The organism is Pseudomonas sp. 15A4, from assembly GCF_016925575.1.
Classification (GTDB): domain Bacteria; phylum Pseudomonadota; class Gammaproteobacteria; order Pseudomonadales; family Pseudomonadaceae; genus Aquipseudomonas.
Genome location: NZ_CP068986.1, coordinates 298,176 through 310,714 on the forward strand (window position 1 = coordinate 298,176; position 12,539 = coordinate 310,714).

Here is a 12,539-nt window from a genome sequence, read left to right on the forward strand (position 1 = left end):
GCCCATGAATGCCGCCCACTTACGCCGTGTCACGCCAGAAAGTTTTGCCCACTACCGCCCCGGCCTGGTGGCGCTATTGCTCGACGCCGTGCAAGACGGCGCGTCGGTCGGGTTCATGGCGGATCTAGGCGCCGAGGAGGCTGCCGACTGGTGGGACGGTGTCAAGGCTGAGGTCGAGCGAGGCAATGTGCTGTTGTGGGTGGTGGCAGAAGAAAACCAGGTGCTGGCCACGGTGCAACTGGCGCTGTGCCAGAAGGCCAACGGCCTGAATCGCGCCGAGGTGCAGAAATTGCTGGTGCTCAGTCAGGCGCGTCGGCGCGGGCTGGCAACGCAGTTGATGACCGCCGTGGAACAGGCAGCGCAGCAGCATCAGCGCGGGCTGTTGTTTCTGGACACGCTGGCAGGCTCCGATGCGGAAGATTTCTATCGCGCACTGGGTTACGAGCTGTCTGGCCTGCTGCCGGACTACGCCTGCAACCCCGACGGCGAATACAAGGCCACGGCCATTTACTACAAGTTACTGTCGAGGAAGAGCGCATGATTCCTGGTGAGTACCAGATCCAGCCCGGCGACATCGAGCTCAACGCCGGTCGCCGCACCATCACCCTCAGCGTCGCCAACAGCGGCGACCGGCCAATTCAGGTCGGCTCGCACTTTCATTTTTTCGAGACCAACGACGCCCTGACCTTCGATCGCGCCGCCAGCCGTGGCATGCGCCTGAACATCCCGGCCGGCACCGCCGTGCGCTTCGAGCCGGGGCAAGCGCGGGAAGTGGAACTGGTGGACCTGGCCGGGTTGAGGCGGGTTTTCGGGTTTGCAGGAAGAGTCATGGGTGAACTGTAGAACGCGTTCACTTTACAGCCAGGTCAAGCTGCAAGCGCCAAGCCACAAGCGGCAAGCACAGCAGTCCGCGGCGTACACAACATTCGCTTTTACTTGCCGCTTGCCGCTTGAGGCTTGCTGCTTTGATTCGAGGAACGAAGAATGAAGATCAGCCGACAAGCCTACGCTGACATGTTCGGCCCCACTGTCGGCGACCGTGTGCGTCTGGCCGACACCGAGCTGTGGATCGAGGTCGAGCAGGATTTCACCGTCTATGGCGAGGAAGTGAAGTTCGGCGGCGGCAAGGTCATTCGTGACGGCATGGGCCAGGGCCAGGGCGTGGCCGCGGAAGTGGTCGACACGCTGATCACCAACGCGCTGATCATCGATCACTGGGGCATCGTCAAAGCCGACGTCGGCCTCAAGGACGGGCGCATCGCGGCCATCGGCAAGGCTGGCAACCCGGACATTCAGCCCGGTGTGACCATCGCCATCGGTGCTGCGACCGAAGTCATCGCTGGCGAAGGCATGATCCTCACCGCCGGCGGCGTCGACACGCACATCCACTTCATCTGCCCGCAGCAGATCGAAGAAGCGCTGATGAGTGGCGTCACCACCATGATCGGCGGCGGCACCGGCCCGGCGACGGGCACTAACGCGACCACGGTCACGCCCGGCAAGTGGCACATGATGCGCATGCTGCAGGCCGCCGAAGCGTTTCCCATGAACATCGGCTTCACCGGCAAGGGCAACGTCAGCCTGCCAGAGCCGCTGATCGAGCAGGTCAAGGCGGGCGCCATCGGCCTCAAGCTGCACGAAGACTGGGGCACCACGCCTGCGGCCATCGACAATTGCCTGAGCGTCGCCGATCAGTACGACGTGCAGGTGGCGATCCATACCGACACCCTGAACGAATCCGGCTTCGTCGAAACCACCTTGGCGGCGTTCAAAAATCGCACCATTCACACCTACCACACCGAAGGTGCCGGTGGCGGTCACGCGCCGGACATCATCAAGGCGTGCGGCTTCCCCAACGTCCTGCCAAGTTCGACCAACCCGACCCGGCCGTTCACCCGCAACACCATCGACGAGCACCTGGACATGCTGATGGTCTGCCATCACCTGGACCCGAGCATCGCCGAAGACGTCGCGTTCGCCGAGAGCCGCATCCGCCGCGAAACGATCGCCGCCGAGGACATCCTTCACGATCTGGGCGCGTTCTCGATGCTCAGCTCCGACAGCCAGGCCATGGGCCGCGTCGGCGAAGTGATCATGCGCACCTGGCAGACCGCCGACAAAATGAAGCGTCAGCGTGGGCCATTGCCGGGTGACGGCGATGGCAACGACAACTTCCGCGCCAAACGCTACATCGCCAAATACACCATCAACCCGGCGATCACACACGGCATCAGCCATGAGGTGGGGTCTGTGGAGGTGGGCAAATGGGCGGATCTGGTGCTCTGGCGCCCGGCCTTCTTCGGCGTGAAACCGACGCTGATCCTCAAGGGTGGCTCGATTGCCGCCAGCCTGATGGGCGACGCCAACGCCTCAATTCCCACGCCACAGCCTGTTCACTACCGGCCGATGTTCGCCAGCTACGGCAGCTCACTGCATGCCAGCAGCCTGACTTTCATCAGCCAGGCGGCATTCGATGCGGGTGTTCCGGAGCAGCTGGGCCTGAAGAAACAGATCGGCGTGGTCAAGGGCTGCCGCAACGTGACCAAGGCCGACCTTATCCACAACAACTACCTGCCGAATATCGATGTCGACCCGCAGACCTATCAGGTCAAGGCCGACGGCGTGCTGTTGTGGTGCGAACCGGCCGAGGTCTTGCCGATGGCGCAGCGGTATTTTCTGTTTTAAGCGAAGAACTCAATGTCTTGTGGAAGCGAGCTTGCTCGCGAAGGGGCCGGCGCATCCGCCCTCTCTCTCAGCGGCTGAAAAGGCGTCTTCTTGAGCACACTCACTCCACATGGCTGGTTTCCTGCCCGACACTGCTCCAAATGAACGGCACGCCAACGCTTCGGGGAAGCCCACGCAAATGCGTGGTGCTTCCTGCAACAACATGGCGGTACTATGCGCGCTCTCATTCAGCGCCACGCCAGCAAGGTAGTTCCCCATGCGTCTTTCGGACTTCATCGTTCAGAATGTGGATCGCATCGTCGATGAGTGGGAACGGTTTGCGGCCACGCTGACGCCCGCAGCCGCCCAGATGAGTTCAATGGAGCTGCGCGACCATGCCGAGGCAATCCTCCTCGCTGCGGCCCGTGACATGAACACCGCCCAGACCAAAGCCGAACGCATCGCCAAAGCGCAGGGCGAAGCCATCGGCAAAACCCCGACACTCGATCAGGCTGCCTCCAGTCATGGCGAGTTACGGCATATCGTCGGGTTTGATCTGGTGCAGATGACTTCAGAGTTCCGCCACCTCCGGGCAACGGTGGTGCGCTTTTGGGCAGAAAGCCATATGGAGCCGAAGACCAGTCACATCACCGATATGATCCGCTTCAACGAGGCCATCGATGAAGCCCTGGCCGAATCGACTGCCGCCTACGCTGATCGCGTGACACGGTCGCGGGACATCTTTCTCGCCATTCTCGGTCACGACCTGCGCGCCCCTTGCAGGCCATCGGCATGTCGTCCGAAGTGCTGATGCGCAAGACCACGCTGGCAGAGGCCGATCTTGCTTACATCAAGCGCATCAAGAGCAGCAGCCTGTTGATGGGGACTATGATCAGCGATTTGCTGGAATTCGTGCGCAGTCGCCTTGGCGTCACCTTGCCGGTCGAGCGCAAGCCGATGGAGATGACCCTGGCCTGCCGCGAAGCCATTGATGCAGCCACGGCGGGGCAACCCGACTGCAACGCAGTGTTCACCAGCACCGGTGACACCCGGGGCGAATGGGATCAGGCACGTATCGCGCAGTTACTGCAGAACCTGATTGGCAACGCCTTGCAGCATGGCGCGGCAACGCGTCGGGTGAACGTGACACTCACCGGCAGCGAAAACCACGTCAGTCTTTCGGTGCAAAACGACGGCGAGCCGATTGCAGAAGAAGCCATCGGCAGTATCTTCGATCCGCTGGTGCGCTCGGCCAACGAAAAAGCCGGCATTCACAACCCGTCCACCAGCCTGGGCCTGGGGCTGTTCATCGTGAAAGAAGTGGTGAACGCCCATGATGGCAGCATCACTGTTGTGTCGAATGTCGGAGACGGCACGACGTTTACCGTGGAGTTGCCGAAGAAAGCCTAAACAGCGGTGGGGCAGCAAACACAGCCCATATGGGAGTGACCGGGGTGGCGCTCCACCTTGCTCACGAAGACGGGATTCCAGCCACCGGAGATGTAGCGACTGCACCGGCCTCTTCGCGAGCAAGCTCGCTCACACAGGTTCGTGATCAGCAGGAAAATCAGCGAGTCGATCCGATTCCTGATAGCAGGCGCCAGGCCGGCTCCGCAAACTTCCTGTGGCGGCCCTTCACTCGAGAAACCGCCCCAATCGCTGCCTGAGCATGCGATTTTCCGCTCTCACGCGTTCAAGCTCTTCGAGCAGGTTGAGCGCCAGGGCGACGCCGTCCCATTCCAGCTGCAATTCGTGATGCAATTTAACCGCACGCCTGGCGATCGACAGCGCTGCACTGTCGAACAGCCATTCCTCCGGCTGCCGTCCCTGGGGTTCGAGAATGCCGTGCTCGACAATCTCGATGACGTAGGCGGCCGGTAGATCGACCACCTCACAGAACTCCTGCATGTCGATGACCAGGGTGTTGCTCATGATCAGTTACTCCATTGAGCCCTCGGATCGAACGCGGCCTGCGCGGCCAGCTTCTCCCACAGCGCTTTGGTCGCCTCATCGGTGGATTTTGGCATGACGATTTTGAGCTGCGCGTACAGATCACCGCGCTGGCCCTGCTTGTTCAAAAGACCGTTGCCTTTGACCCGCAGCCGCTGCCCGTTCTGACTGTCTGGACGGATGGTCAGGTTGATCTTGCCGGTCAGCGTCGGTACGGCCACCTTGGTGCCGAGCGCCGCTTCCCACGGCGCGATCGGCACCGTGATGATCAGGTCATGGCCCTCGACGTCGAACATCGGGTGCGGCGCCAGACGGATGATCAGATACAGATCGCCCTTCTCGCCGCCGGCCACGCCGGGAGCGCCCTGCCCCTTGAGGCGAATGCGCTCGCCATCGGTGACGCCTGCCGGGATCTTCACGTTCAGCGTCTTGGTAATGTCCGCCATGCGCTGGCCGTTGGCGCTGTGCTGCGGCACCTTGAAGCTGATCTGCTTGGACTCGGTGGAGAGCGTCTCCTCCAGAAACACCGCCAGTTCCATCTCCACATCCTGCCCTCGACGCCCCGGGCTCTGGGCCCGACCGCCTTGCTGACCCCCGCGATTGCCGAAGATGGAACTGAAGAAGTCGGAGAAATCGCCGTCCTCGAAGCCACCGCCACCAAAGCCCGGACCCGCGCCCGCGCCACCGCGGCCCTGCCAGCCAGGCGGCGGTTGGAACCGGCCCTGACTGCCGTATTTGCGAATCTCGTCATATTCAGCGCGTTTTTCAGGATCGCTGAGCGCTTCATACGCTTCGGAGGCTTCTTTGAATTTGTCTTCCGCGCCAGGCTCTTTGCTGACGTCGGGGTGATACTTGCGCGCGAGCTTGCGATAGGCGGTCTTGATTGTCTTCTCGTCCGCCGTCGGCTCTACGCCAAGGATCTTGTAATAGTCTTTGAAGTCCATGTGACGGTCACCCAATTCTGGAATATCCAGCCCAGTTCGCACCGCGTTTCACAGGTGAACGCTGGCTGCGTTGAACGTTGCAAGGTTATCGGCACGCAGTCGCGCGAAATGAAACGCTGTCCAGACCGGCCAAAAGCATTAAGAGTTGCCTGCTAGATTGGGGCTAGACGCCGCAGTTCAAGACGCGCACGCGAAATAGATGCCGGACGGGCGATAAACCGACGTTTCGCGCTACGCATCCGGCGCGCACTCGCATACACTGCGCGGCCGTTTTTTGACTGGTATGCAAAGCAGATGAGCACTCCATCCCCGGCCCGTGCCCTTGGCATCGACTTCGGCACGTCCAACTCCACGGTCGGCTGGCTACGCCCTGGAGTGGAAACGCTGATCGCCCTGGAAGACGACAAGATCACGCTGCCTTCGGTGGTGTTTTTCAACATTGAAGAGCGCCGCCCGGTCTACGGTCGCCTCGCCCTTCACGAATACCTCGAGGGCTACGAAGGCCGCCTGATGCGCTCGCTCAAGAGCCTGCTGGGTTCCAAGCTGATCAAGCACGACACCAGCGTGCTGGGTACGGCGATGCCGTTCAAGGACTTGCTCGGGCTGTTCATCGGCGAACTGAAAAAGCGCGCCGAAGCCGCTGCCGGCCACTCCTTCGAGCAAGTCGTGCTGGGCCGCCCGGTGCATTTCGTCGATGACGACGCTGCCGCCGATCAGGAAGCCGAAGACACACTGGCCGACGTCGCGCGCAAGATCGGTTTCAAGGACGTTTCTTTCCAGTTCGAGCCGATTGCAGCGGCGTTTGACTACGAGTCGACGCTGGACCGTGAAGAGCTCGTGCTGATCGTCGACATCGGCGGCGGTACGTCGGACTTTTCGCTGGTGCGTCTGTCGCCGGAACGTCGTCTGATCGATGACCGTCATAGCGACATCCTCGCCACCGGTGGCGTGCACATTGGCGGTACCGACTTCGACAAGCAACTGAGCCTGCAGGGCGTGATGCCGCTGTTTGGTTATGGCAGCCGGATGAAAAGCGGCGCGTACATGCCGACCAGCACGCACATGAACCTGGCGACCTGGCACACGATTAACTCGGTGTATTCGCAAAAGTCGCAACTGGCGCTGGGCAGCATGCGTTATGACATCGAAGACACCCAGGGCATCGACCGGTTGTTCAAGCTGATCGAGCAACGCGCCGGTCACTGGCTGGCGATGGAAGTGGAAGAGACGAAGATCCAGCTGACCGAAGCGGACCGCCGTCTGGTGCCAATGGACCGCGTGGAGCCTGGCCTGAGCGTCGACCTCACTCGTCAGTTATTCGAATCGTCCATCGATACATTGCTCGAACGCGTGCGCGGCAGCGTGACGAACCTGCTGAATCAGGCAGGGGTTGGCGTCACCGATGTCGACACCGTGTTCTTCACCGGCGGTTCCAGCGGCATCCCGGCCCTGCGCAACAGCGTTGCCGCAATGCTGCCCAAGGCCCGCCACGTTGAAGGCAACATCTTCGGCAGCATCGGCAGCGGCCTGGCGATCGAAGCGAAGAAGCGCTACGGCTGATTCGCGGCTGTCCCGCTTTTTAGTGGGACCGGCTTTAGCCGGGAATGCGTCAGATGTCACGCCGCAAATCTAATGGTGCGCCAATTGGCCTCTTCCCGGCTGAAGCCGGTCCTACTGACTGACCGCGTGCACTCAGTGGGACCGGCTTCAGCCGGGAAGGCGTCAGGTGTCACGCCGCAAATCTTGGGGTATTCAAACCGGCCTCTTCCCGGCTGAAGCCGGTCCTACTGACCGCGTGCCGCCGTGAAACGGGGTGCACATCTTTTGAGCACCAATCGCTAAACCAACTCCGCCCGGCGCAGTTCGCTCTTCAGGTACGCGTAATAAATCGGTCCAGCCACCACCCCCGGCAGGCCGAACGCGGCTTCGAAGATCAGCATCGCCAGCAGCAATTCCCACGACTTGGCGCTGATCTGCCCGCCGACAATCCGTGCGTTGAGGAAATACTCGACCTTGTGGATCACGATCAGATACCCCAACGCCGCCACCGCCACCCAGATCGACAACGACATGCCGACGATAAAGATCAGCGTGTTGGACATCAAATTACCGACCACCGGAAGCAGGCCCAGCAGGAAGGTCAGGACGATCAGGGTTTTGGTCAGCGGCAAGTGAACGCCACACAGCGGCAGGATCACCGCCAGAAAGATCGAGGTGAACGCCGTGTTCAGGAGCGAGATTTTGATCTGCGCGAAGACGATATTACGGAAGGCCTGACTCAGCAGGTGCAGACGCTCGAACAGCGCCGCCGCCAATGGCTTGCGCTTGGTGACATCGGGGATGCGCTGCAGGGCGATGATCGCGCCCAGCACCATGCCGATCAGCAGGGTGACGAACATGTGCGCCGCGCCTTTGCCGAGCAACTGGAGCTCACCGAGGTGCTTGGTCAGCCAGGCGCTGAGCGACACTTGAAACTCGGTGGCGCTGGCCGGCAGGTAGTTGTCGATAAAGGGCGGCAGCTGACCGCGGGCGCGGTCCACCAGAATCATGAATTTATCCAGCGACGCGCCGGGGTTTTCCGCTTCGTGCAGCAAAAAACTGATCGCGCCGGCAAACAGCAACGCCAATACGGTCACCACCAGAGTGCCCAGCAACGCCACCGCCAGCCACCGCGCGCGTTCGCCGGCAATCAGCCGTTGCAGCTGCGGCGTGAGCATGTCGACCAGTTCGTACACCAGCAAACCCGCCAGCAGACTGGGCAAAAGATTGAGCGGCAGCACCAGCAGCAGCCCGCCGAACACGAGAATACAACTGGCCAGATAGACTTGACGGGGCGTAAACGTTGGCATACAGCCTCAAAACGAGCGGCGTGAAGGATGGGCAGTCTGCCAGCGTTCTGAGTGGAGAACCAGCGACGCGAAAGCCCTTGAGAGCTCAAGCGTTGGGAGGCTGCGATTGCAGGCCAGATCATCGGCCGCAATCGCTGAAAGTGCAGGGGCTGGCGCCGGAAATCGATGCCCGCGGTTGGCCTGGAAAATTATTTCTTTTTAAGACAATCGCTCATGAAGGCCTTGCGTGCGTCGCCCTTGAGCGCCTGAGTGCTGGCCGTGGCGTTGCAGGTCTTCATTTTCTCCTGCTGGGTCACGGCAGGCGCAGGCGCGGCCTTTAAACAGGTGCTCATGAATGCCTTGCGATCATCGCCCTTCAGCGATTTGGCCGAGGCATCGGCGTTACAGGTGGTCATCTTGTTTTGTTGCGCGGTGGCAGCAAAACCCTGAGCGCTCAACAGCAAGCCCATCACCAGCAGAGGAATACGCAGCATCGTCATCGGTTCTCTCCGGAAGCGCCACGCACCGGCATGGCTCTAAAGCCAGTGTAGCCAAAGAATGTTGCTGCGTATTTCTGCAAATGCGCAGCGTGCGCTGGACGTGCGGACTGGCAGGCCGATAATGGCGCCTCATTTAACAGCCGGTCCGCTCATGCAATACCTCTATCCACTGCTCACCGTCATGATCTGGGCGGGCAACAACGTCATCACCAAAGCCGCCGCCGGGCGTATTTTCCCGGCCGAGATCGGCTTTTATCGCTGGCTGTTGGCGGGCTTGCTATTCACACCGTTTCTGCTCGGCCCCGTGCTGCGCAATCGGGCGAAGATCAGGCCGATTATTGGCAAAGTCGTAATACTTGGCGTGCTGGGCATGGCGATTTATCAGAGCCTGGCGTACTACGCGGCAAACATCACCACGGCCACGAACATGGGCATCATTCTGTCGCTGGTGCCGGTGATGACTCTGGGCATGTCGATCGCCAGCCTTGGCACACGGCTGACAGCCGGCGCGCTGGTCGGCGCATTCGTGTCATTTGCCGGTGTGTTGTGGGTGGTGTCGCAGGGGAGCTGGAGCTTACTGGTTGCCCATGGCATCAACGTGGGCGATGTCATGATGCTTGTCGCGACGCTGGCGTATGCGACCTACAGCACGCTGCTGAAGAAATGGCAGTTGCGCATGCCGCCGTTGCAGCTGCTTTACCTGCAGATTCTGGTGGCGATCATTGCGCTTTTCCCGCTGTTCCTGGTTTCACCAAAAACCGGTTTAAACGCGAGCAACATTCCGTTGGTGCTCTATGCGTGTATTCCGACTTCAATGCTCGCGCCGTTGCTGTGGATGAAAGCGATTTCCATCCTCGGGCCAAGCCGTACCACGTTGTTTTTCAACCTGGTGCCGATCTTGACAGCGCTGGTTGCCGCACTCGCGCTGGGCGAGCAGCTGGCGTCGTATCACTTCATCGGCGGTGCCCTGACGCTGGGCGGAGTGATCCTGGCAGAACGCTGGACCACACCGCTGCGCAAGGCCGCGATCCGTTAAACCTGCCCGTCGGATGAACCCGACCGTCAGGCCTTGTCGTGATCCTCGGCAGCGTGAATCGACACATCGGTAATGCCCAGCACGTGGGGCAGACCGATGGTGTCTTCACCGGTATCGAACGGATCATCTTCAACGGCCACGTTGTGCTTGAGCGCCAGCTCGTGCACGACCTCGATGATTGGCACGTCGAGGTTTTCAATCAGATCGACATGGTGCTCACCGGCCAGCGTGTACTCGATTTCATAAAGCTCTTTATCGCTCATCGCATCACTTCCTACGCGACCTCACGGGTCGACAGATCACGAACTACGGCCAAATAAGTCAAAGACCGGCGGCTTTGAGGCGCACGGCATGTTCAAGGAACAACCCCACGGGATCGGCTCCCTTGCCCACCAGCCCGAAGTGCTGGTTGACGATGTCGAAATGGTCGAGGGGTAGTCGTCACCGATGACTTTGCCCAGGTGAGAACTGAATCTCCCGACCATGCCATCAGATTGACCTCGCTCTTTCGTGAACGTGCGAGCAAATATTCGGCAGGTGAGATTTGACGTATCGAAGAGGTTTTTACCCCGGTTGGTGCGTCCTGATTGCAGCGTCCCGGACCACGAGTAATAGCGCACGCCGTTGACCTCTTCGTCACCCTCCGCGCCCCAGTGTTCAGGCAGTCCTTGCGGGAACAGCCGGTTGAATCGCGCTACGCCGCTGGTGGTCAGCGAATGGTGCGCGGCGTTGACATCCACCGGCAGGCGCGAGCCGCGATAACCGGTGTCGAGCAGGCTGGTGATGAGGGTCGTGAGACGAATGGCAGCGTTGACCGCACGCCCTTTCATGGTATGAGGCGGGTAATGCTCCTCGAAGTAATCGGCCAGTTCGGAACCATGATTGGGCCCGGCGATTGAGGTGACTGAGGCGACCAGGTCCGGACGAACGCCCGCGACATACCGAATGGTCAGCGCACCCTGACTGTGACCGATCAGGTTGACCTTGGCCGCGCCGGTTTGCGCGAGGATTTCCTCGACGCGCGCCAGCAGTTGCTCTCCGCGAATCTCGGTGGAATTCACCGCCGAGACCATGACCGGAATCACTTGCGCGCCGCCCCGACGCAGGGCCGGTACGATGCCAAACCAATAGGGATAGATCACCAACTTCACGAACCCCATTAATCCCGGCACCAGGACGATTGGGTAACGCGTGGCCTGTTCTTGCGGCATGAGAGAGGCGATTCCTGGGGGGGTATCGTTGATCAAGGCAGTCAGGTGACGGTAGCCGGGAAACATTCATGGAACATGACAACCAACGGTAATGCCCCATCGCCATCAATTTGATCGAACTCTTTTGCCACTTCAACGCTCCTAACAGCAACGGGCCAACAATGGCCTTTTCGCGGAGCGATTCGAATGTTCAAGCAATCCCTGGCAGTAGTGATTTCCATGGCCGCATTGGCTGGTTGTGCATCGACCACCCTGCCGAACCCGGTTGATTACGCGACCTATCGCAATGAGCCGCTGGTCAAGCAAGTTGAAGAAGGCATGACCAAGGAACAAGTCCTGACCATCGGCGGTACGCCATCGACGACTGTTCAACGTCGCGCCCACCCAGGCACCTGCAACAACTATGTGCTGAACCGCGAAGGCCATCAGCAGGCTTACTACGTTACCTTCGACAACAATGGCCGCGTCAACAGCAAGGGTTTCATGACCTGCGAGCAGCGTGATACCAACGAACGCGCCATGTGATCTGACGCCATTCGTTTGAATGGTTGATCCGCCCGCGATCACGAGCGCAGGGGCATCGCAAGGATGCCCCGTATCGCCACGAACGCGGGCGGTCCGCTGTAATGGACCCTTCCCCGGCTCCAGCGACAACCTGCCCCCCGCGTCAAAAAGTCCTCGAACAAAAATCAAACTTTTGCCAGTTCCCACCACTCACACCTTAAGACCCGATCCTGCCGGGCGCCTGCTCTATGCATGGCGCAACAGAGCGCGACGGAAAAAACCGTAAAAGCCCTGGAGAAATCTGATGATCAATCTGCACCCAATGACCGACGTCGCTACCCTGCGAGAGCGCGCGCGCAAAAACGTGGAAGACGGCGCCGTCACTGAAAGCTATAACGCTGACCGTGAAGAGGTCCTGCGTTTGCTGAACGCGTCGCTCGCGACTGAACTGGTCTGCACCCTGCGGTACAAGCGTCACTACTTCATGGCCAAGGGCATCAAGTCCCACGCTGCGGCGGATGAGTTTCTGGAACACGCCAATCAAGAACTCGAACACGCTGACAAGCTGGCCGAGCGCATCGTGCAGCTGGGCGGCGAGCCGGAATTCAACCCGGACCTGCTGAGCCAGAATTCACACGCGCAGTATGTGGCCGGTAACACGCTGAAAGAGATGATCACTGAAGACCTGGTGGCCGAGCGCATCGCGATCGACAGCTACCGCGAAATCATTCAGTACATCGGCGATCAAGACCCGACCACCCGCCGCATCTTCGAAGAGATCCTGGCGCAGGAAGAAGAGCACGCCGACGACATGGCCGACTTGCTCGACGGCCTCTGATACGCACCACGCAATGCAAAAGCCAGGGCACATGCCCTGGCTTTTTTGTGGGTGACTTTCAGGC

At 60.4% G+C, this 12,539-nt stretch carries 12 protein-coding genes and 2 pseudogenes; 8 read left to right on the plus strand and 6 right to left on the minus strand.

Annotated features, from left to right (window positions below; genetic code table 11):
* Nucleotides 1-4: 4 nt before the first annotated feature.
* From JN403_RS01360 to JN403_RS01375, 4 genes and pseudogenes are all read left to right on the plus strand, one after another.
* Nucleotides 5-541: a GNAT family N-acetyltransferase gene (locus tag JN403_RS01360; protein ID WP_205484883.1), complete on the plus strand. Its 537-nt coding sequence runs from the start codon at nt 5-7 to the stop codon at nt 539-541.
* Entirely contained in the window at nt 538-843 is a 306-nt protein-coding gene (locus tag JN403_RS01365; protein WP_065987755.1) for an urease subunit beta, read from the plus strand. The genes JN403_RS01360 and JN403_RS01365 overlap by 4 nt, the downstream gene beginning before the upstream one ends.
* Before the next feature lie 141 nt (nt 844-984).
* Nucleotides 985-2,685 carry an urease subunit alpha gene (gene ureC, locus JN403_RS01370; RefSeq protein ID WP_205484884.1) on the plus strand — a complete coding sequence of 567 codons (1,701 nt, stop codon included), beginning with the start codon at nt 985-987 and terminating at the stop codon, nt 2,683-2,685.
* Nucleotides 2,686-2,941: 256 nt separating this feature from the next.
* Nucleotides 2,942-4,074, plus strand: a pseudogene (locus JN403_RS01375) (HAMP domain-containing sensor histidine kinase).
* A 225-nt stretch (nt 4,075-4,299) separates the two neighbouring features.
* Here the strand turns inward: JN403_RS01375 and JN403_RS01380 are convergent.
* Nucleotides 4,300-4,596 carry a chaperone modulator CbpM gene (locus tag JN403_RS01380; protein ID WP_205484885.1) on the minus strand — a complete coding sequence of 99 codons (297 nt, stop codon included), beginning with the start codon at nt 4,594-4,596 and terminating at the stop codon, nt 4,300-4,302.
* A 2-nt stretch (nt 4,597-4,598) separates the two neighbouring features.
* Nucleotides 4,599-5,558 (minus strand): curved DNA-binding protein, encoded by a 960-nt coding sequence (gene cbpA / locus JN403_RS01385; RefSeq protein WP_205484886.1) that lies wholly within the window; start codon nt 5,556-5,558, stop codon nt 4,599-4,601.
* A 294-nt stretch (nt 5,559-5,852) separates the two neighbouring features.
* On the opposite strand from cbpA, the gene JN403_RS01390 reads away from it, so the two are divergent.
* Entirely contained in the window at nt 5,853-7,118 is a 1,266-nt protein-coding gene (locus JN403_RS01390; RefSeq protein WP_205484887.1) for an Hsp70 family protein, read from the plus strand.
* Nucleotides 7,119-7,396: 278 nt separating this feature from the next.
* Here the strand turns inward: JN403_RS01390 and JN403_RS01395 are convergent, their stop codons facing one another.
* On the minus strand, nt 7,397-8,407 hold the full coding sequence (locus tag JN403_RS01395; RefSeq protein ID WP_122533783.1) for a hypothetical protein: 1,011 nt from the start codon (nt 8,405-8,407) through the stop codon (nt 7,397-7,399).
* A 188-nt stretch (nt 8,408-8,595) separates the two neighbouring features.
* The gene (locus JN403_RS01400; protein WP_205484888.1) at nt 8,596-8,886 is read right to left on the minus strand and encodes a PsiF family protein; all 291 of its coding nucleotides are present in this window, start codon (nt 8,884-8,886) and stop codon (nt 8,596-8,598) included.
* Between the two features lie 151 nt (nt 8,887-9,037).
* Between JN403_RS01400 and JN403_RS01405 the strand changes: the two genes are divergently transcribed.
* Nucleotides 9,038-9,922, plus strand: a complete 885-nt coding sequence (locus JN403_RS01405) for a DMT family transporter (protein ID WP_205484889.1) — start codon at nt 9,038-9,040, stop codon at nt 9,920-9,922.
* Between the two features lie 26 nt (nt 9,923-9,948).
* On the opposite strand, the gene JN403_RS01410 is transcribed toward JN403_RS01405, so the two are convergent.
* On the minus strand, nt 9,949-10,185 hold the full coding sequence (locus JN403_RS01410; RefSeq protein ID WP_037015625.1) for a hypothetical protein: 237 nt from the start codon (nt 10,183-10,185) through the stop codon (nt 9,949-9,951).
* Nucleotides 10,186-10,243: 58 nt separating this feature from the next.
* Nucleotides 10,244-11,133, minus strand: a pseudogene (locus JN403_RS01415) (triacylglycerol lipase).
* Between the two features lie 186 nt (nt 11,134-11,319).
* Between JN403_RS01415 and osmE the strand changes: the two are divergent.
* Both osmE and JN403_RS01425 read left to right on the plus strand, forming a co-directional pair.
* Complete coding sequence (osmE, locus tag JN403_RS01420) at nt 11,320-11,658, plus strand: osmotically-inducible lipoprotein OsmE (RefSeq protein ID WP_122533787.1); 339 nt, start codon at nt 11,320-11,322, stop codon at nt 11,656-11,658.
* A 283-nt stretch (nt 11,659-11,941) separates the two neighbouring features.
* Nucleotides 11,942-12,475, plus strand: a complete 534-nt coding sequence (locus JN403_RS01425; protein WP_172610559.1) for a ferritin-like domain-containing protein — start codon at nt 11,942-11,944, stop codon at nt 12,473-12,475.
* Nucleotides 12,476-12,539 lie beyond the last annotated feature (64 nt).

Coding starts and splice junctions, on each gene's coding strand:
- cbpA (WP_205484886.1), bottom strand. CDS start 5,558: ATGGACTTCAAAGACTATTACAAGATCCTTGGCGTAGAGCCGACGGCG.
- JN403_RS01410 (WP_037015625.1), bottom strand. CDS start 10,185: ATGAGCGATAAAGAGCTTTATGAAATCGAGTACACGCTGGCCGGTGAG.
- ureC (WP_205484884.1), top strand. CDS start 985: ATGAAGATCAGCCGACAAGCCTACGCTGACATGTTCGGCCCCACTGTC.
- JN403_RS01405 (WP_205484889.1), top strand. CDS start 9,038: ATGCAATACCTCTATCCACTGCTCACCGTCATGATCTGGGCGGGCAAC.
- JN403_RS01400 (WP_205484888.1), bottom strand. CDS start 8,886: ATGACGATGCTGCGTATTCCTCTGCTGGTGATGGGCTTGCTGTTGAGC.
- osmE (WP_122533787.1), top strand. CDS start 11,320: ATGTTCAAGCAATCCCTGGCAGTAGTGATTTCCATGGCCGCATTGGCT.
- JN403_RS01425 (WP_172610559.1), top strand. CDS start 11,942: ATGATCAATCTGCACCCAATGACCGACGTCGCTACCCTGCGAGAGCGC.
- JN403_RS01365 (WP_065987755.1), top strand. CDS start 538: ATGATTCCTGGTGAGTACCAGATCCAGCCCGGCGACATCGAGCTCAAC.
- JN403_RS01395 (WP_122533783.1), bottom strand. CDS start 8,407: ATGCCAACGTTTACGCCCCGTCAAGTCTATCTGGCCAGTTGTATTCTC.
- JN403_RS01380 (WP_205484885.1), bottom strand. CDS start 4,596: ATGAGCAACACCCTGGTCATCGACATGCAGGAGTTCTGTGAGGTGGTC.
- JN403_RS01360 (WP_205484883.1), top strand. CDS start 5: ATGAATGCCGCCCACTTACGCCGTGTCACGCCAGAAAGTTTTGCCCAC.
- JN403_RS01390 (WP_205484887.1), top strand. CDS start 5,853: ATGAGCACTCCATCCCCGGCCCGTGCCCTTGGCATCGACTTCGGCACG.